Annotated in this window: 13 protein-coding genes; 9 read left to right on the forward strand and 4 right to left on the reverse strand. The window is 71.3% G+C overall.

Features of this window, described 5'->3' with window-relative positions:
• Nucleotides 1–475 precede the first annotated feature (475 nt).
• Entirely contained in the window at nt 476–1,843 is a 1,368-nt protein-coding gene (locus AMK22_RS31040) for a N,N-dimethylformamidase beta subunit family domain-containing protein (RefSeq protein ID WP_443333331.1), read from the forward strand.
• A gap of 588 nt (nt 1,844–2,431) precedes the next feature.
• Here the strand turns inward: AMK22_RS31040 and AMK22_RS31050 are convergent.
• The gene (locus AMK22_RS31050; protein ID WP_073790501.1) at nt 2,432–3,298 is read right to left on the reverse strand and encodes an alkaline phosphatase family protein; all 867 of its coding nucleotides are present in this window, start codon (nt 3,296–3,298) and stop codon (nt 2,432–2,434) included.
• A gap of 67 nt (nt 3,299–3,365) precedes the next feature.
• A complete protein-coding gene (locus tag AMK22_RS31055; RefSeq protein ID WP_079186498.1) occupies nt 3,366–5,492 on the reverse strand; it encodes an alpha-galactosidase in 2,127 nt (708 codons plus the stop codon).
• 180 nt (nt 5,493–5,672) lie between these two features.
• Between AMK22_RS31055 and AMK22_RS31060 the strand changes: the two genes are divergently transcribed.
• The 8 genes from AMK22_RS31060 (at nt 5,673) to AMK22_RS31095 (ending at nt 17,744) form a co-directional block, all read left to right on the forward strand.
• Nucleotides 5,673–6,863: an ROK family transcriptional regulator gene (locus tag AMK22_RS31060; protein WP_199883358.1), complete on the forward strand. Its 1,191-nt coding sequence runs from the start codon at nt 5,673–5,675 to the stop codon at nt 6,861–6,863.
• A 139-nt stretch (nt 6,864–7,002) separates the two neighbouring features.
• A complete protein-coding gene (locus AMK22_RS31065; protein ID WP_073790503.1) occupies nt 7,003–8,286 on the forward strand; it encodes an ABC transporter substrate-binding protein in 1,284 nt (427 codons plus the stop codon).
• A gap of 5 nt (nt 8,287–8,291) precedes the next feature.
• A complete protein-coding gene (locus AMK22_RS31070; RefSeq protein ID WP_073790505.1) occupies nt 8,292–9,296 on the forward strand; it encodes a carbohydrate ABC transporter permease in 1,005 nt (334 codons plus the stop codon).
• Nucleotides 9,297–9,303: 7 nt separating this feature from the next.
• Entirely contained in the window at nt 9,304–10,149 is an 846-nt protein-coding gene (locus AMK22_RS31075; protein WP_073790507.1) for a carbohydrate ABC transporter permease, read from the forward strand.
• 70 nt (nt 10,150–10,219) lie between these two features.
• Complete coding sequence (locus tag AMK22_RS31080) at nt 10,220–12,160, forward strand: glycoside hydrolase family 5 protein (RefSeq protein ID WP_073790509.1); 1,941 nt, start codon at nt 10,220–10,222, stop codon at nt 12,158–12,160.
• Nucleotides 12,161–12,197: 37 nt separating this feature from the next.
• Complete coding sequence (locus AMK22_RS31085) at nt 12,198–13,952, forward strand: glycoside hydrolase family 35 protein (RefSeq protein WP_073790511.1); 1,755 nt, start codon at nt 12,198–12,200, stop codon at nt 13,950–13,952.
• 25 nt (nt 13,953–13,977) lie between these two features.
• Nucleotides 13,978–17,031: an alpha-mannosidase gene (locus tag AMK22_RS31090; protein ID WP_073790513.1), complete on the forward strand. Its 3,054-nt coding sequence runs from the start codon at nt 13,978–13,980 to the stop codon at nt 17,029–17,031.
• Nucleotides 17,032–17,084: 53 nt separating this feature from the next.
• Nucleotides 17,085–17,744: an HAD family hydrolase gene (locus AMK22_RS31095; RefSeq protein WP_242434217.1), complete on the forward strand. Its 660-nt coding sequence runs from the start codon at nt 17,085–17,087 to the stop codon at nt 17,742–17,744.
• A gap of 62 nt (nt 17,745–17,806) precedes the next feature.
• Here the strand turns inward: AMK22_RS31095 and AMK22_RS31100 are convergent, their stop codons facing one another.
• On the reverse strand, nt 17,807–18,442 hold the full coding sequence (locus AMK22_RS31100) for a response regulator (RefSeq protein WP_073790515.1): 636 nt from the start codon (nt 18,440–18,442) through the stop codon (nt 17,807–17,809).
• Complete coding sequence (locus AMK22_RS31105; protein WP_073790517.1) at nt 18,439–19,677, reverse strand: sensor histidine kinase; 1,239 nt, start codon at nt 19,675–19,677, stop codon at nt 18,439–18,441. Before AMK22_RS31105 ends, AMK22_RS31100 begins: the two co-directional genes overlap by 4 nt.
• Between the last annotated feature and the right edge of the window lie 52 nt (nt 19,678–19,729).

Consider the following 19,729-nt stretch of genomic DNA (forward strand, 5'->3'; position numbering starts at 1 on the left):
AACAAAGCCCTACTAGTGCTGTGACCGGGAAGGTTTGCCGGGTGGCTCGCGGCGTCCGGTGCGGTGCATCGCAAGGCGGAGGATCGTCCGCGTACTGGACGTACGTGGGTGATGCGACAACACCGCGAGGTGCCGTGCCGGGCGTCGCGAGCCGGTGAACCTTCCCGGTCACAGCACCAGCGGGGGCAGTGACGCGCGATCCGGACACACGGGAGGCGACGTGGGCCCCGACAGGCAGGAGACACCGCGGCACGGGGCGGAACACGGCTCGGTGCTGCGCCGCAGAACCTTCTTGAAGGCGGGCGTCGGGCTCGGCTCGACGACGGTCGGCGCCTGCGCCCCTTCCCCTCCCGGCCGCGACAGCCGTGCGGCGGCTTCGCACCGGCCCGAGACGGAACGGGAACATCCAGGGACACCCGACTGGCGTATCCGGTCGCAGGGTCCGGCGACGGCCGTCGTCGGGTACGCCGACCGGGTGAGTGTGACACCGGGCGAGGAGTGCGGTCTGTACGTCTCGACGAGCGCCTCGTCCTTCCGCGTCTCGGCCTTTCGTATCGGCTGGTACGGCGGGGCCGAGGCCCGGCTCGTCTGGTCGTCCGAGCGCATACCGGGCCGCGTCCAGGCGGAGCCGCGCTTCCTGACCGACACCCGCACGGTCCGCGCGGGCTGGCGGCGCACACTGAGCTTCGGCACGGCAGGCTGGCCGGAGGGCGCGTATCTGCTGCGGCTCGACACGGAGGACGGTCACCAGCGCTACGTCCCGTTGATCGTGCGCTCCGCGCATGGCACGGGCCGGACGGTGCTGATGCACGCCCCCGCCACCTGGCAGGCATACAACCGGTGGGGCGGCTACAGCCTCTACGAGGGCCCCTCCGGGGCGTACGCCGCACGGTCCCTCGCCGTGAGCTTCGACCGGCCCTACGACTCCGACGGCGCGGAGAAGTTCATGGTGTACGAGCGGGCGGCGGTGGTGCTCGCCGAACGGCTCGGCATCCCCCTTGCGTACACCACCGGGGTCGACGTGCACCGCGACCCGGAGATACTGCACGGGGCGGTCGCCGTCATCTGCCTCGGCCACGACGAGTACTGGACCCCGCAACAGCGTCAGCACGTCGCCGGGGCCCGCGACGCCGGCACCAACATGGCCTTCCTGGGCGCCAACACCTGCTTTCGCCGGGTCCGCCTGGAGCACGACGGGACAGGGCCCGAGCGCACGGTGGTCTGCTACAAGTCCTCCTTCCCGGCCGATCCCTACTACACCACCCACCCCTCCCTGGTGACGACGGACTTCCGCCGGTCCCCGGCGTCCGACCCGGAGTCCTCGCTGACGGGCGTGCTCTACGAGGGCTATCCGACGGATGCGCCCTATGTCGTCCACGCGGCGGATCACTGGGTGTACGAGGGAACGGGGGTACGCCCCGGCGACGGCTTCGACCATCTGGTCGGTGTGGAGTACGACCGGGTCACCCCGGGCGCACCCGTCCCTGAACCCCTGGAGATCACGGCCCACTCGCCCCTGGTGTGCAAGGGGCGCCGCAGCAACAGCGACTCGGCGTACTACACCGCGCGAAGCGGAGCGGGCGTCTTCGCGACCGGCACCATGCGGTGGGTGGAGGCCCTGATGGCCGGAACCCCCGAGGGTGGGCGTGACCACCGTATGGACGCCCGTACCCGCGTCTTCGTCACCCGCACGACGGAGAACCTCCTGCGCGCGTTCGCGCAAGGCCCCGCCGCCCACCACCGGCCCGCGCCGCGTCCGAACGTGGCGAAGGTGTACAGGGACAGGGAAGGAAGCAACTCCCCGCCCGCCGCTCCCGGCCCGCTCCGGGCGACCGTCCGCTGACCGATCGGCCCATACACCCGCAACAACAGCTCCAGGCCGGCAGTCTTCACATCGCCCGTCGGGCCCTGTGCCTTCGTGACCCGGAACAGCCGCCCCATGGAACGGAGGGGATGTCGGCATGCCGGATGAGGTGCCGTGTGCCTCGCGGTCGCTGCCGTAGGGGCCGTCGGGGCCTTCGCGGGTGAGGGCCGCGCGGAAGTTCTTCAGGGGTGTGCGGAGAATTGTGACGGAGCCCTTCCCCTGCTGGGGGAAGGGCTCCGTGAGTGAGCGCCGGGCAGGCCTTGCACCTGCATCTCCCCGCAGGAAGCGGGGCGTCTTTCCTTGGACCACCAACGCAGCGTCAGCCACAGCGAGTTGCTGCGAACTGCCAAGATCAACTATAACGCATGCGGGCCGTGGGCCGGCCCCGGCCGACGCGCGGCGGGTACGAACGCCCCTTGGCCGATGCCGAACGCGTCGACGCCCTCGCCCCGGCACGGGAGAGCCGTCTCGTGGAGCTCCCGGTCGGACACCTCGACCCCGCCTCCGGTCACGGCTCGTGGCCCCGGGCGGAGAGGGGGTGGTGTTCACGGAAGTCGTCCGGTCGGATCAAGCGGTGAAGGCGGTGCCGTCCAAGGTCCAGTGGGGGTCGGGGGTGATGCCGAGGGCGGTGTAGACATGGGCGGCGACGTCGGCGTGGTGGAGGGCCGACGGAGCCGTACCGGCGGGCAGACCGGGACCGCACGCGGCGATCCAGGCCGTGCGTTCCTGCGGGCTGCGTCCGCCGTGGCCGCCCTCGTCGCGGTGGCCGTGGTCCGTCACCACGATGACCGTCCAGTCCTCCGTCGCATGGCCGGGACGCTGTCGTACGGCGGTGAGCAGCCGGCCGAGTCGACGGTCGGCGGCCTCGATCGACCGGCGGTACTCCGGGCCGCAGCCGAGGAAGTGCGCGGTCTCGTCGACGGCGCCGAGGTAGACGAAGCCGGCGTGGAGGTCGTCGTCCACGCCGAGGAGGTGTTCCGCCTCGGCGGTCACCTTCTCGTCCACCTCCTCCCAGCCTTCGGGGGTGTCCTCGCGGGGAGCGATGTAGGCGAGCCGGGCCGGGGCGACGAAGAGCGGACCGCCCTGCTGGGCGAGGAAGAGCGGCGCCCAGCCTCCGACGGCGAAGGTCCGCCGTCCGCATTCGGCGGCGAGACGGGTCGTGAAGTCGGGGAAGACGTCGAGGCGGTTGCCGTCGAAGCGGTTGGCCCACACGCCGTGCTTGGCGACACCGACGCCGGTGACGATGGTGGTCCAGCACGGGCCCGACATCGTGGGGGTCACGGAGTCCACCTCGACGGGCGCCAGGAAGCCCGCGCGGGCGATCCCGTCGAGGTGGGGGGTGGCGAGTTCGGGGAGCAGGTCGAGGCGTACGCCGTCGATACCGACCACCAGTACGCGGGCGGTGTTCCGGGAGGTGTCCTGCGCGGTGTCCATGGGCGGATCCAGACGTGTCGTGGGCGGGTGAGGATGGCGGGGCGTGGGCGTGGAGGGGGCGTGATGCTCAGGGGTCGACGCGGCTGAGCCGGATCAGGCTGCTGGCGTAGTCGCCGGCGGGAAGCCGCGGGTCGATGCCCTGGTGCACCAGGACGGCGCCGCTGTACACCCGGTCGAGGTCCGGGTCCAGGTAGTGGGCCCCGGCGTCGAGTGCGGGCAGCCGCACGGGGGCGGGGCGGTGGCCGAACCGGGTCGCGGGGCGCCAGACGAGGAGCACGTGCTCGCTGTCGTCGGGCGCCGCGTAGTGCACGGCGGTCACCGGGCCGGCCGGGGTGAGGCGGTGCTGGTGCCCCCGCTGCACGAGCGGGCGGATCCGCTTGTACTGGGCGACGAGCTCGGCGGCCTCGTCGAGTTCCTCGTCGGACCAGGACGTCAGGTCTCCGCCGATCCCCAGCGCCCCGGCCATGGCGACGTGGAAGCGGAAGCGCAGCGGGGTGCGCCGGCCGGTGGCGGGGTTGGGGCTGTCGGTGACCCACGCGGCCATGGCCTGGGCGGGGAAGAGCTGACCGAAGCCGTGGTGGATGCCGATCCGGTCTACCGGGTCGGTGTTGTCCGAGGTCCAGGCCTGGTCGGTACGGGCGAGGACGCCGAGGTCGATGCGACCGCCACCGCCCGCGCACGCCTCGATGCGCAGCCCGGGATGGGCGGCGCGGAGCCGGTCCATGACCCGGTGGACGGCCCGGGTGTGGTCGATCCACAGCCGGTCGGGGTCGAGGTGCCCGTCCAGGCCGGCCTCGGTGAAGGGCCGGTTGGCGTCCCACTTGAGCCAGTCGACGTCGTGGTCGCGCACGAGCCGGTCGAGGGTCTCCAGGGCCCAGGCCTCGACCTCGGGCCGCGCGAAGTTCAGCACCAGCTGGTTGCGGAGCTCGGTTGCGTCGAGGCGGGGGGAGTGGACGATCCAGTCCGGATGGGCGCGGAACAACTCGCTGTCGCGGTTGACCATTTCCGGTTCCACCCACAGTCCGAAGGCCATGCCGAGGCGGTGCACCTCGTCGGCGAGTGGACGCACTCCGCGGGGGAACGCCTCGGGGCGGGGAGTCCAGTCGCCGAGCCCGGACCGGTCGTCGCGGCGTGCGCCGAACCATCCGTCGTCCAGGACGAAGAGCTCCGCACCGAGCCGGGCGGCCAGGTGTGCAAGGCGGATCTGGCCGGCCTCGTCGACGTCGAATCCGGTGGCCTCCCACGAGTTGTAGAGGACCGGCCGGTCCCGTTCGGGCTCCGGCAGGACGTGCCCGCGTACGTAGTCGTGCCAGGCGCGGCTGGCCGCGCCGAAGCCGTGCGAGGTGTAGAGGCCGGCGTACACCGGTGTGCGAAGGCTCTCGCCCGCCCGCAGGGTCCAGCTGACGCCCTCATGGCCGAAGCCGCCGGTCCAGGTGGTGCGGCCGACCGGATCGCGGTGGACCGTGACGCGCCAACTTCCGCTCCAGGCCAGCGTGGTGCTCCACACCTCGCCCCGCTCCTCCGCCGCGGTGCCGTCGTCGAGGGCCAGCCAGGGGCTCGCATGGTGGCCGGTGAGTCCCCGACGGCTCGTCAGCACGGTTTCGGCGACGGGAAGTCGGTCGCGCTGGAGCTGGAACTCGCTGTTCCAGCCGCCGACCAGATGGCTCAGCCGGTAGTCGGTCAGCGGGGGAGCGGTCCAGGAGGCCGAGTCCAGCCGGTCGACGGTGACCGGATCCGGCGGGCCGTCCGTGGCCCCGGTGTGGGTCAGCTCCGTCCAGCGCTCGACGACATCGGTGCCGGGCCGGACGCGATAGCACAGTTCGGTTCGCAGGGGGCGGTGCCGGTCGTCGAGGCGCAGTCGCAGTTCCCCGCCGTCGACGGTGTGACCGGCGAAGCGCCACTGGGCGCCTCGGGTGCCGTCGGCGAAGCGGACCTGAAGGCCGGCCGGTCCGAACCGCGCCCCGGTCTGCGGTGCGAGTTCGTCGGCGGCGGCCTCGGCCTCGAAGCTGCTCGCGGCGGGAGAGATGGGCTCCGGCATCGCGGCGAGGGCGGCGGTGTCGAGCGGGGCACCCCAATGGAGGTGCCGGGGGCTGCCGTCGGGGGCGACGCGGAGGACGTACTGGCTGTTCGGTGTGCGCAGCACCGCCAGGCCGAGATCGGGATCGAAGGTGACGAGCGGGAGCGTGACGAGCACGGATGGATCCCCTGACGTACGGAGAGGAACAGGGCCTTGTCCAGGGCGGTGTGGTGAGGGCACGACCGACACCGCGATCCGGGGCCCCGGGACGGGCACGGAGGCGGGCCTGAGCGTAGGACGGTCCCAACTCCTAAATCAATACTGGAAGAAGTTATTTATTTGCTCTACGTTGCACCCGTGCTTCGACATCACTCCCAGCCTCTGGTCAGTGCACCCGCCGAGACTGCGGTCCTCGCCCTGCTTCTCGCGGAGGGACCGCTCAGCAGAGTGGAACTGGCACGGCGGACGGGGCTCTCCTCGACAGCTGTTACCAAGGCAGCCAGACCCCTCATCGATGACGGCTACCTGTACGAACTCCCGCCGGAACGCACCGCGCCCGGCGCAGGCCGACCGGTCAACCCGCTCGCGGTCGCTCCCGACCGGGAGTACTTCGTCGGACTGAAGATCAGCGCCGACCAGCTCTTCGGCGCCGTCTGCGATCTGCGGGCCGGCATCCGGGACACGGCTGCCCGGCCGCTCGACGTGTGCGCCCCCGAGGTCGTCGCAGCGCTCGTCGCCGAGCTGGTCGCTGAACTGCTCGACGCCGAACCCGCGTACCGGGACCGCACGCGCCACATCGGCGTCGCGGTGAACGGCGACGTGGACCGCGACAGCGGCCGGCTCCGCCACTCCGGCCTCCTCGGCTGGCGCGACGTCCCGCTCGGTGAACTGCTCAGCGCCTCCACCGGCCTGGCGGTCACCGTCGAGAACGACGTCAGGGCCCTGACCGTCGCCGAGCACTGGTTCGGCGAAGGCATCGGCACGGGCTACTTCGCGCTGGTCACCATCGGCGCGGGCATCGGCTCCGCCCTCGTCGTCAACGGGCACCTGCTCAGAGGCGCCCATGGGGTCGCGGGCGAGGTCGGACACATCTGCGTCGACCCCGCCGGACCGCTCTGCCGTTGCGGCGCTCGCGGCTGTGTCGAGGCGATCGCCTCGACCGACGCGATCCTCGCGGCCGTCCGCCGCGCCGCCACGAACCCGCATCTCACATTCGACGAGGCCGTCGACATGGCCCGCGAGGGGCATCCCGCGGCCCGCGAGGCCTTCGCCCGGGCCGGACAGGCCATCGGGGTCGGCATCGCCGCGCTGGTCAACCTCGTCGGCCCGGAGCGTGTCGTCGTCAGCGGCGAAGGAGCCGACGCCTACGACCTGTTCAGCCGCCACATCCAGGACGCATACGCCGCACACGCCTTCGGAGCGGCGTCCCGATGCCCGCTGTTGCTGCGCCCGCTGCCCTGGGAGGAGTGGGCCCGAGGCGGCGCCGCCGTGGCCATCCAGGCCCTCTTCCCACAGCCCGCCGCCACATCCACGATCGGCGCCGGATGACCGGAGCAGCAACCGTCGTCCCCGCAGCCGCCGAGTACGACTCCCTGGCCGCCGCCCTCCTCTGCCGGCAAGCACTGACGAGGGCGCCGGCCAGGGAGCACATCCGCCCCGCACACGCCCTCACAAAAGGACATGCGACATGAGCGCACGCAGATCAGAGCTTAGCCGACGCGGATTCCTCACGGGATCACTGCTCGTCACCGCCGGAACGGTCCTGACGACCGCCTGCAGCACCGACCCCACCGGCGGCTCCTCCTCCGGGGCGAAGACCACGCTCAACGTCTGGTACCACGCCTACGGCGAGGCCGGCGCCCAGCAGGCGGTGCTCCGCTACGCCACCGCCTTCACCAAGGCCAACCCGGACATAGCCGTCAAGGTGACCTGGGTTCCCGGCGACTACTCGAGCAAGCTCTACGCGACCCTGCTGACCGACGCGGCCCCCGACGTCTTCGAGATCGGCGACTTCAGCGAGTCCCTCGCCCGCCGTGGCCAGATCGCCCCGCTCGACGACGTGTACGGCAGCGCCAAGAGCGACTTCAACACCAACGCCATCGAGTCGGTCACCGTCGACGGCAAGCCCTACGGCGTCAAGATGATCGACGACGTCATGATGCTCTACTACCGCAAGAGTGTCCTGTCGAAGGCCGGGATCACCCCGCCCACGACCTTCGACGGTCTCGTCGACGCGGCGAAGGCCCTGACCACCAAGAAGAACAAGGGCCTGTTCGTCGGCAACGACGGCATCGGCGACTCCGCGATCCTCAACGTCTTCTCCAACGGCGGCGACCTCGTGGCGCCCGACGGCAAGGTGGCGTTCGGCTCGGCCCGCGCGCTCGAAGCGCTGACCGGTCTGAAGCGCCTGCACGACGACAAGTCGCTGCTGCTCGGGTTCACCACCGACTGGTGGGACCCCGCCGCCTTCATCCAGGGCGTCGTGCCGATGCAGTGGTGCGGCCTGTGGGCGATGCCCGCCGTCTCGCCCGCGCTCGGCGACGACTTCGGCGTGCTGCCGTGGCCGGCGTACAAGGCCGACGGCGCTCCCGTCGTACGGGTCGGCGGCTGGACCAGTTGCGTCAACGCCAAAGGCAAGAAGGTGGCCGCGGCCAAGAAGTTCGTCCAGTGGCTGTGGGTCCAGCAGTCCGACCTGCAGAAGGACTTCGCCGAGAGCTACGGCTTCCACGTCCCGCCACGCACGTCCGTGGCGGCGACCGCGAAGAAGCTCTCCGCAGGCACCGCCAAGGAGACCGTGGAACTGGCGGCGAAGTACGGGAAGCACAACCCGGGAACCTGGGAGACCGCCGTGAGCAGCGCGTTCAACGCGACCGCGGCGAAGATCGCCGGGGGGCAGGGCGATCCGGCCGCTCTCCTGGCCGATGCGGTGAAGAAGGCCCAGAGCGAGATCGACAAGCAGCTCGGCCGATGAAGCCGATGAACCCGGCGACCGACATCACGCCGAAGCCCGAGCGGGCCGGGCGCCCCGCGGCCACCCCGCGGGGCGCCGCCCGCACCGGCCGGGCCCGTGCGGGCCGGCCCCGCGTCGGCCGGTCCGGCTGGATCGCGTTCATACTGCTGACCGCGCCGACACTGATCGGGCTCGGCGTCTTCAAGTACGTCGCGATCGGCTGGAGTTTCCTGCTCAGCCTCAGCGACGCGCGCGGCACCATCGCCCTCGGCCACTGGGTCGGACTCGACAACTACCAGACCCTCCTGTCCGACCAGGCGTTCCGCGACTCGCTGCTCACGATCCTGCTCTTCACCGCCTTCATCGTGCCGGTCACCTTCGCCGCCTCCCTCGGACTCGCCCTGCTGGTGCACCGGATCCGCCGAGGCCGGGCCCTGCTGCGCACCACCTTCCTCGTCCCCGCGGCCGTCTCGTACGTCGCCGCGTCACTGTTGTGGAAGATGTGCCTGTTCAACGGCCTGCCATCGGGCATCGCCAACATGATCGGCGGATGGTTCGGAGCGGAGCCGGTGCCCTGGCTGCAGTCCACCTCGCCACCGCTCTACTGGATCGTCCTCGTCACGCTGCGTCTCTGGCTCCAGGTCGGCTTCTACATGGTGCTCTTCCTCGCCGGGCTCCAGGCCATCCCCAAGGAGATCTACGAAGCCGCCGCACTCGACGGCGCCACCGGCCGACGGCTCCTGACCAGGATCACCCTGCCGATGCTGCGCAACACCGCCGTCGCCGTGCTGATGCTGTTGTTCATCGCCGCCTTCCAGGCCTTCGACGAGTTCTACAACCTGTTCAACAGCGGGCTGTCGGGAACCGGCACCGCCCCGGTGCAGACACCGCTGGTCCACCTCTACAACACCGCCATGGGCAGCCAGAACTACGGCCTCGGCTCGGCCGGAGCCTTCGTGCTCACCGCCCTCATCGTCGGAGTGACCCTGGTCCAGGGACGGTTCACCGGATTCGGCAGGAGCGGAGAATGAGAAGCGCATGATCACCCTGCCCGGACTGTCCCGAACCGTGCGCCTGCTGGCACGCGGCCTCCTCATCGGACTGCTGACCGCGGTCTTCATGGCGCCGTTCTACCTGATGCTCCGCAACGCGCTGATGGACTCCCAGAGCCTGACGGCGCCGGAGTGGACGTGGTGGCCCTCGACGATGCACTTCGAGAACTTCACCGCGCTGTTCGACGACCCCGCCGTCGCCATGGGCCGGTCCCTCGGCAACTCGCTGTTGATCGCCGCCGTCACCGCGCCCGTCTCCACGCTCCTCGCCTCCGCCGCCGGCTACGCCCTCGCCAGGATTCCGGTTCCGGGACGTGGTGTGCTGCTCGCCCTGGTGGTGGCCACGCTGATGATCCCCGGCTCGGTCACCTTCGTGCCGACGTTCGTCGTCGTCGGCTCCATGGGAGGCGTCAACACGTTGTGGGGCATCATCGTGCCCGGCCTCTTCAACCCGTTCGCGGTCCTGCTGTTCCGCAACTTCTACCTCCAGTTCCCGCAGGAGATCGAAGAGGCGGGACGGCTCGACGGCCTCGGCTGGCTCGGCCTGTACCGCCGGATCGCCCTGCCGAGTTCCGGGGCGATGCTGGCCTCGCTCGGGGCGCTGTCCTTCATCGAGAGCTGGAACTCCTTCCTGTGGCCGCTGGTCATCGGCCAGGACCCGTCCGCCTGGACCGCGCAGATCGCGCTGTCCACCTTTCTCACCTCGCAGACCATCAACCTGCCCGGCCTCTTCGCCGGCGCCGTCGTCACCATCACGCCCCTGGTCGTCATGTTCCTCGTCGCCCAGCGCTACATCGTCGAGGGGATCGCCACCAGCGGCCTCAAGGGCTGACCCACCGCACCACACCGTTCCGTACCACGCACAAGGCAGGCACACGTCCCCCACCCGCAAGGAGCTTCCCGTGACACCTCGCATCACCCTGCTCCGACGCGCGACCGCGGCCCTCGCCACGTCGTCCGCGCTCCTCCTCTGCACCCTCACCCCCACCGCCGCCGCGGCGGACACGGGGACGGCACCGCCGCCCCCGGCCCTCACCGGCGCACAGCTCGCCGCCTCATGGACCGCCCCGCTGTCCACCCGGGACCGATACGTCGTCGACGCCGACGGCGACCGGTTCAAGCTCAAGTCCGGCAACTGGGCCGGCGCCCAGGGCACCTGGCAGGGCAGCGGCGACGTCGGCGACGTCGCCAACCACCAGGCGAGGCAGATGTCGCACAACATCCCGCTCGGCCTCGACCGGAAGCCGATGGCCCAGATCCTGGCCGACTTCCACGCCCTGGGCCTGAACAGCATCCGGCTTCCCTTCGCCAACGCACTCATCCACGACAAGAGCGCCGTCCCGGACTCGGCCGTCGCCGCCAACCCGCAGCTCAAGGGCAAGACCCCGTTGCAGGTGCTCGACGCCGTCGTCGGAGCCCTGACCACGGACGGCTTCGCCGTCATCCTCAACAACCACACCACCAGCTACCGCTTCTGCTGCGGCCTGGACGGCAACGAGCGCTGGAACAGCGGCCAGTCGACCCAGCAGTGGGTCGACGACTGGGTGTTCCTGGCGAAGCGCTACCAGGCCGACAAGCGGGTCGTCGGAGCCGATCTGCGCAACGAGGTCCGCCGAGACACCTGGAACGACGCCAACTGGGGCTGGGGCGACGACCACGACCTCAACAAGGCCCTGGAAGAAGCCGGCAACAAGATCCTGCAGGCCAACCCGGACATGCTCGTCATCATGGAGGGCATCAACTGGCAGGGCATACCGACCGACCTGACCCCCCACGGCCGCCCGACACTCACCCCGGTCGCCACCCTGTCCAACACCCTGATCCGCTCCGACAAACTCGTCTACGCCGCCCACTTCTACGGCTACACCGGCCCGAACCACACCGGTGCCACCGGAACGGGCGAGACGCACGACCCGCGCTACGAGGAATTCACCCCCACACAGCTCGCCCAGGTCGTCGACGACCAGGCCCTGTTCGTGACCCGGTCCGGCCAGCACTTCACCGCACCCGTGTGGATCAGCGAGTTCGGCGCCGCCGGCCGCGGCGACATCGACGCCAGGGAACGCGCCTGGTTCGCCAACTTCACCGACATCCTGGTGAAGAACGACACCGACTTCGCCATCTGGCCCCTGGTCGGCTGGACCGACACGAACGGCACACCGCAGGACAACTGGGCCATGGTCAACTACAGCACGGACGGCACACGGCTCGGTGTCATGGACGCCGGCGACTGGCGCGCCACAGACTGGAACAAGCTCGTCGACGCCCCCGGCAGGACCGGCCGGATCAACCCGGCCCCGCGGTGGAACATGCTCAACCTGGACTACGCCGACTACAACGTCTCCACCACCATGCTGGCGAAGCCGGACTGGTCCCCGGGCAACCGCAAGGGCAACTGCCCGGACAGCCAGCGGCTGACCGGCCTCGGCCGCAGCGACAGCCGAGGACTGTGCACCGACGCCGGCGGGCCGACGAAGGGCAACGGCGCCTGGACCGTCGTCACCGACGAGCGGTACGTCACCGGGGGCGACTGGGCGTCCGGATACAACAAGCTCCAGTGCCCCGACAACACCTTCGCGGTCGGCTACAGCGTGCGCAACAACGCCATGGCGGCCCTCCTGTGCGCCCCCGCAGCCGGCTCGCTGCCCACCACCGGCCGCGTGCTCTGGTTCGACCGCGGTGACAACCGCCCCGCCACCGGCGGCTCGACCGGCAGCGACTGGGCCCCGGGCCACTACAAGGGCCAGTGCGCCGACGACGAGTACCTCGCAGGCGTCGCCCACACGTGGAAGTGGAACCACGGAGGCGTGCCCGACGCCCTGCTGTGCCGCCCGCTCGGCTGAACCAACCGGATCCGTACCCCTGAGGAGCACCACAGCCATGCCCCGACTGGAGATCGCCGACGACGGTTTCCGTCTCGACGACCGACCCTTCCGCATCATCTCCGGAGCCCTGCACTACTTCCGCGTCCATCCGGAGCAATGGGCCGACCGACTCCGCAAGGCACGGCTGCTGGGCCTCAACACGGTCGAGACCTACGTGCCGTGGAACCTGCACGCCCCGCGCCGCGGGGAGTTCCACCTCGACGGAGGTCTCGACCTGCCCCGGTTCCTCGACACCGCTGCCGCCGAAGGACTGCACGTCCTGCTGAGACCCGGCCCGTACATCTGCGCGGAATGGGAGGGCGGCGGCCTGCCCTCCTGGCTGCTCGCCGAGGACGATCTCACCCTGCGCAGCCGCGATCCCCGCTTTCTGCGAGCGGTCGACGAGTACCTCGGCGCCCTGCTGCCGCCGCTCCACCCCTACCTGGGAAGCAACGGCGGGCCGATCCTCGCCGTCCAGGTCGAGAACGAGTACGGCGCCCACGGGGACGACACCGACTACCTGGCCGAACTCGCCGCCATGCTGCGCCGCCACGGCGTGGACCTCCCCCTGTTCACCTGCGACCAGCCCTCCGATCTCGCGCGGGGCAGCCTCGACGGCGTCCTGCCCACTGCCAGTTTCGGCAGCCGCGTCACCGCCGGGCTCGCCGCCCTGCGCGAGCACCGGCCGCACGGCCCACTGATGTGCACGGAGTTCTGGATAGGCTGGTTCGACCGCTGGGGCGGCATCCACACCCGCCGCGACGCGGCCGACGCCGCCGCGGACCTCGACCGCCTGCTCGCCGCGGGCGCCTCCGTCAACATCTACATGTTCCACGGAGGCACCAACTTCGGCTTCACCAACGGAGCCAACGACAAGGGCACCTACCGTCCCACCGTCACCTCCTACGACTACGACGCCCTCCTCGACGAAGTCGGCGACCCCACCCCCAAGTACGAAGCCTTCCGCGACGTCATCGCCCGCCACGCACCCGTCCCCGCGCAGCCCCTGCCGCCCGCCGCACCCAAGGCCGCATACGGGCCGGTGGAACTCACCCGCACGGCCGGCCTGCTGGAACAGGCCGACACCCTCGGCACCCCGGTGGCCGCCGACCGCCCGCTGACCATGGAGGAACTCGGCCACCCCTTCGGATTCGTCCTCTACGAGACCGACCTGCCCACGCCCGGACCTGCCGTCCTGCACGTCGAGCGGGTCCACGACCGCGCCCAGGTCTTCGTCGACGGCCAACCGGTCGGCGTCCTGGAGCGCGAGAACCACGAACACGCCCTCGCCTTCACCGTGCCCCGCCCGGGAGCCCGGCTCGCCGTACTCGTGGAGAACCAGGGCCGCGTCAACTACGGACCCGGGCTCCACGACCGAAAAGGCCTCCTCGGCCGCACGACGGTCAACGGGCACCCGCCCGCCGCCTGGCGGAGCCGCGCCCTGCCTCTCGACCGCCCCGACACCTTCGTCCACCGGACCGCCGATCCCGCGCGGCGGCCGGTGGGGCCCGCGCTCCACCGCGGCACCTTCACCGTGGACGAGCCCGCCGACACCTTCCTCCACCTGGACGGCTGGACCAAGGGCGTCGCCTGGATCAACGGCTTTCCGCTGGGCCGCTACTGGTCCCGAGGACCCCAGAGCAGCCTGTATGTTCCCGCGCCCGTCCTCGGAACCGGACCCAACGAGATCACCGTCCTCGAACTCCATGCCACCACCACCCGCCACGTCCACCTGCGTGACACACCCGACCTCGGGCCCACCGAGGAGTGACCGCACCCGTCTCACGGAGTACGCCATGCACAGCAACCGACGCCTCACCGAGCAGCGGCTCGACCGCGTGCTGGGCCAGCGCATCCGCCCGGCCGCCCACGCCCGCGCCACGCCGCTCCAGGTGGAGATCTGGAACGCCCCGGGCGAACCCGTGCCCGTTCCCGACGCACTGACCGCGCCCTACCGACCGGTCACGGTCGGCCACCGGTGGGGACCGGCCTGGTCCACCAGCTGGTTCAGGATCAGTGGACGGATTCCACCGGAATGGGCGGGGCAGCGGGTCGAGGCCGTACTCGACCTCGGCTTCGACGTCACTGGCCCCGGCTTCTCGACCGAGGGGCTCGTCCACCGCCAGGACGGCACCGTGGTCAAGGCGCTCAACCCGCGCAACGCGTGGATCCCCGTCGGCGACCCGGCGACCGGAGGCGCGGAGTTCACCTACTACGTCGAGGCCGCCGCCAACCCCACCGTCCCCCTTCCCGGTGAACCGCACCACGCACCGACGCGGGCGGGGGACCGGCCCCCCTGGCTGACGGGCGGCGATGCCACCGGCGATCCGCTCTACCGACTCCGCCGAGCAGACCTGGCCGTCTTCGACCGAGAGGTGTGGGAACTCGCCCAGGACCTGGACGTCCTGGGGCAGCTGATGCACGAGCTGCCCGAAGGCTCCGAGCGCCGATGGCAGATCCTCCACGCCGTCGAACGAGCCCTCGACGCCGTGGACGTGCAGGACGTCGCCGGAACCGCGACCGCCGCCCGCGAGGTGCTGCGCCCCGCCCTGGCCGCGCCTGCCGCCGGCAGCGCCCACCGGGTCTCCGCGATCGGCCACGCGCACATCGACACCGCCTGGCTGTGGCCGCTGCGCGAAAGCGTGCGCAAGGTCACCAGGACCATCTCCAACGTCACCCATCTGATGGACGACCACCCGGAATTCCTTTTCGCCATGTCCCAGGCCCAGCAACTGGCCTGGCTGAAGGACCAGTGCCCGGATGTCTACGCCCGCGTGCGCCGGAAGGCGCACGCGGGCCAGTTCCTGCCCGTGGGCAGCCTGTGGGTGGAACCCGACACCAACATCACCGGCGGGGAGGCCTTCGCCCGCCAGCTGATCCACGGCAAGCGGTTCTACGCAGAGGAGTTCGGCGTGGAGACCGAGGAGATGTGGCTGCCCGACACCTTCGGTTACAACGCGGCGATGCCCCAGCTGATGAAACTGGCGGGCGTGCGTTGGTTCCTCACCCAGAAGATCTCCTGGAACACCACCAACAAGTTTCCCCACCACACGTTCTGGTGGGAGGGCATCGACGGCACCCGCATCTTCACGCACTTCCCGCCGGCGGACACGTACAACAGCGAGCTGACCGGAGCCGAACTCGCCCACGGCGTACGCAACTTCCAGGACAAGGGTCCGGCCAACCACTCCCTCCTTCCTTTCGGATACGGCGACGGCGGTGGCGGGCCGACCCGCGAGATGCTCGCTCGCGCCGAGCGACTGGCCGACCTGGAGGGTTCCCCCCGGGTCGTCATCGAGCGGCCGGCCGACTTCTTCGCCCGCGCCCACGCGGAGTACCCCGACGCCCCGGTGTGGCTGGGCGAGCTCTACCTGGAGTTCCACCGGGGCACGCTGACCAGCCAACTGCGGACCAAGCAGGGCAACCGGCGCAGCGAGCACCTGCTGCGCGAGGCCGAACTGTGGTCGGCGACGGCGGCCGTGCGCACCGGCTTCCCCTATCCGTACGACGCACTCGACCGGCTCTGGAAGACGGTGCTGCTGCACCAGTTCCACGACATCCTGCCCGGATCCTCCATCTCCTGGGTCCACCGGCAGGCGGAGGAGACCTACACGGCGGTCCGCACCGAACTGGACGGGCTCGTCGACGCCGCACAGCGGGCGCTGGCTGGCCCCGGACCCGGCACGGTCGTCTTCAACGGCGCGCCGTTCGCCCGGGGCGGCATCGACGCCCTCGGCGCCGTACTCCGCACCACGGACCCCGCACCCGCGGTCACCCCGGCGCCGTACGAGGGCGGCCACGTGCTCGACAACGGCCTGGTGCGTTTCGTGATCGACGACCGCGGACTCGTGGTCTCGGCCGTCGACCTCGCCGCCGGCCGCGAAGCCCTGCCTCCCGGCGCCGTCGCCAATCTGCTCCAACTCCACCAGGACTTCCCCAACGAGTACGACGCCTGGGACATCGACGCCTTCTACCGCAACACCGTTCGCGACCTCACGGACGTCGAGGAGGTGACCGCCGTCGACGGGGGCGTGGAGGTCCGGCGCGGCTTCGGCGGTTCGCACATCCGGCAGCTGCTCTCGCTGCGGGAGGGCTCGCGGCGCCTCGACATCGACACCGACATCGACTGGCACGAGCGGGAGAGCCTTCTCAAGGCGGCCTTCCCCCTGGACATCCGGGCCGACCACTCGACCGCCGAGATCCCCTTCGGCCATGTCCGGCGCCCCACCCACACCAACACCAGCTGGGACGCGGCGAAGTTCGAGATCTGCGCCCATCGATACCTCCACGTCGGCGAGCGATGCTGGGGTGCGGCCCTGGTCAACGACTCCACCTACGGCCACGACGTCACCCGGGACGTACGCGAGGACGGCGGCACGACCACGACCGTCCGGCTCTCCCTGCTGCGGGCCCCCCGCTTCCCCGACCCGGACGCCGATCAGGGAGGACACCGGCTGCGCTACGGCTTCGTCCTCGGCGCCGACATCGCCGACGCCGTACGCGAGGGCTACGCCTTCAACCTTCCGGAGCGCTCCGTCCCCGGGGCGACGGGGGTGACTCCCCTCGTCACCACGGACGACGAGGCCGTCGTCATCGAGACCGTCAAGCTTGCCGACGACCGCTCCGGCGACCTCGTTGTCAGGCTCTACGAAGCCCACGGCGGACGCGCCCGGACCACGCTGAACACAGCCGTCCCGTGGGACACCGCGACCGAGACCGACCTCCTCGAACGCCCCCTGGACGGAGCGGCACCCGCCCGGCCGAGCACACCGCGGAGCACGTCGCTCCACCTCACGCTGCGCCCGTTCGAGATCCGTACCCTCCGGATCGGGCTCCGGGCCCGTCCGTGACCCCGGGCCCGGCCGCAGGCCGGGCCACCCGAACCCATTCTCAGGGAGCCTCCGTGCACACCGAACTCCAGGCGGTCCTCTTCGACATGGACGGCACACTCGTCGACACCGAGCGGCTCTGGCGGCAGGCGGTCGAGGAGGAGGCCCTCGGGCTGGGACTGGTCCTCGCGGACGCGGACCTCCCGTTCGTCCTCGGCCGCGCGATCGAGGACGGCGCCGCCCACCTCGCCTCCCGCGCGGTCGGCCGGGCCGGGGCGGCCCGGCTCGCCGTGTCCCTCGAACGACGCTTCACGCAGCTCGTACGCGAGCAGGTCGTCCCCCTGCCGGGGGCCGTGGAACTCCTCGCAGCGGTCCACACCGCGGGCGTGGCCACGGCCCTGGTCTCGGCCTCGCCCCGGCCCGTCGTGGACATCGTCCTCGACGTCCTCGGGCGGCACCGGTTCACCACTTCCTTCGCCGCGGGGGAGACCCCGCGCACCAAGCCGTTCCCCGACCCCTACCGCGCGGCCCTGGCCGCCCTCGGCGCCACCCCCACCGCGTGCGTCGCCGTGGAGGACACCCCGACCGGCGTCGCCTCCGCGGAGGCGGCCGACTGCACGGTCCTGGTCGTTCCCTCGCTCACACCCGTCCCCGCGGCACCGCGCCGGACCGTCGCCCACAGCCTGCGGGACGTGGACCTCGGCCTGCTCCGACGACTCGTCGCCGAGTCATGAGGTCGTCGAACCTGCGACGAGGATCACCCATTGCCCAACGGCGCAGCTTGCGGCCGGTTCGGTCAGCGGCGGATGAGGCCGAGGTCGGTGGCGGTCGCCACGGCGGCGGTGCGGGAGTCGACGTCGAGTTTGGTGTAGACGCGGGCCAGATGGGACTTGACGGTTCCCTCGGTGAGGTGGAGCCGCTGGCCGATCGCCTGGTTGGACAGGCCCTCGGCGACCAGCGCGAGGACCTCGGTCTCGCGCCGGGTCAGGGCGGCGGCCGGGGCGCGGAGCCGGTTCATGAGGCGGACGGCAACGGCGGGGGCCAGCGTGGTGCGTCCGGCGGCGGCGGTGCGTACGGCTGCGGCCAGGTCCTCGGGCGGGGCGTCCTTGAGGAGATAGCCGGTGGCGCCCGCCTCGATGGCGGGCAGGGTGTCGGCGTCGGAGGCATAGGTGGTGACGATCACCACGCGGGGGGCGCCCGGTCGTGCGGTGATTCGGGCGGTGGCCTCGGCGCCGCCCATGCCCTTGCCGAATTGTAGATCCATCAGGACGACGTCGATGTCTCCTTCGGCGGCGCGGCTGATGGCGTCCTGGGCGGTGGCCGCCTCGGCCACCACGGTGAGGCCGGGTTCGGTCTCCAGAACGGCGCGGAGTCCGGCTCGCACCACCGGGTGGTCGTCGGCCAGGAGCAGGCGGATGGGGGTGTCGGTCACAGGCGGGCCTCGGGTTCGCTGTCGGCGGGCGGGGTGAGGGGGAGCTGGGCGGCCAAGGCGGTGCCCCGGCCGACGGCGGATTCGACGGTGAGGGTGCCGTCGAGGGCGCGCATGCGGGCGCGCATCGAGGCGAGTCCGAAGCCGCCGCCGTCCTGGGCGGGGGCCGGCAGCCGGGCCGGGTCGAATCCGGAGCCGTCGTCGACGATGTCCACGGCGACGTGGTCGCCGAGGTAGCTGAGGGTGACCTCGGCGGTGGTGGCGCGGGCGTGGCGGACGGTATTGGCCAGGGCGGACTGGGTGATCCGCAGCAGCGCGACCTCGTAGGCGGTGGGCAGCGGCAGGGGAGTGCCGGTGAGGTGGAAGCGGGCGGTGATCCGGTGACGGGCGGAGGTGGTGGTGCAGAGGCGTTCCAGGGCACCGGCCAGGCTGGTGTCCTCCAGGGCGGGCGGGGTGAGAGCTGCGACGAAGCGGCGTGCCTCGGCGAGGTTGTCCACGGCGGCCTGGCGGGCCTGACCGACGTAACGGGTGGCGGCCTCGGGTTTTGCGGGCAGGGCACGTTCGGCGGCGCGCAGCAGCAGCTGGATGCTGGAGAGCCCCTGGGCGAGGGTGTCATGGATCTCGCGGGCCAGGCGTTCGCGTTCGGCGAATACCCCGGCGGTGTGCTGGGCCTGGGCCAGGTCGGCGCGGGTCGCGGTGAGTTCCTCGATCAGTCGGCGGCGTTGTTCGCTCTCGCGGTACAGGGCCTGGTACCCCCGCACCACCGCGACGGCCACGGCGCCACCCAGGGCCGGGCCGATCGCCATGGCGAGACTGAAGGAGTGCTGGTGGGCGGCGAAGGCGGTGATCGCCGCGAGTGCGGTGGCCGCGACCGCGGTCGGGCCCGCCCAGCGCGACAGCAGGTGGAGCTGGAGGAAGTACAGAGGGAAAGCGACCCATACGCCGTCGGCGGACAGGGTCAGCAGCAGCAGCCAGCCGACGCCCGTGCACGCCAGCCACACCGCCGCGGCACGGCGTGAGGCACGCACCCGGGGCAGCAGCGGCCCGGCCGCGTACACCAGGCCGCATGCCGCGGCAACCGCGGTGGTCATCCCGGCGTGGGGCAGGCCGTCGGCCACGGCCCGGCCGGCGGCCAGGGCGAGCAGGCCGAAGACCAGCAGGTGCAGGCACCAGGCCAGCACCCGGCTGGTCGGGGTCAGGGCGGAAACGGGGGCGGAAACGGGGGCGGAGGCGGTCACAGTGTGTACAGCCTACGAAAACAGACCCCGCGACGGCCTCCATCGAAAGTTG

Source organism: Streptomyces sp. CB01580 (genome assembly GCF_001905795.1).
Classification (GTDB): Bacteria; Actinomycetota; Actinomycetes; order Streptomycetales; family Streptomycetaceae; genus Streptomyces.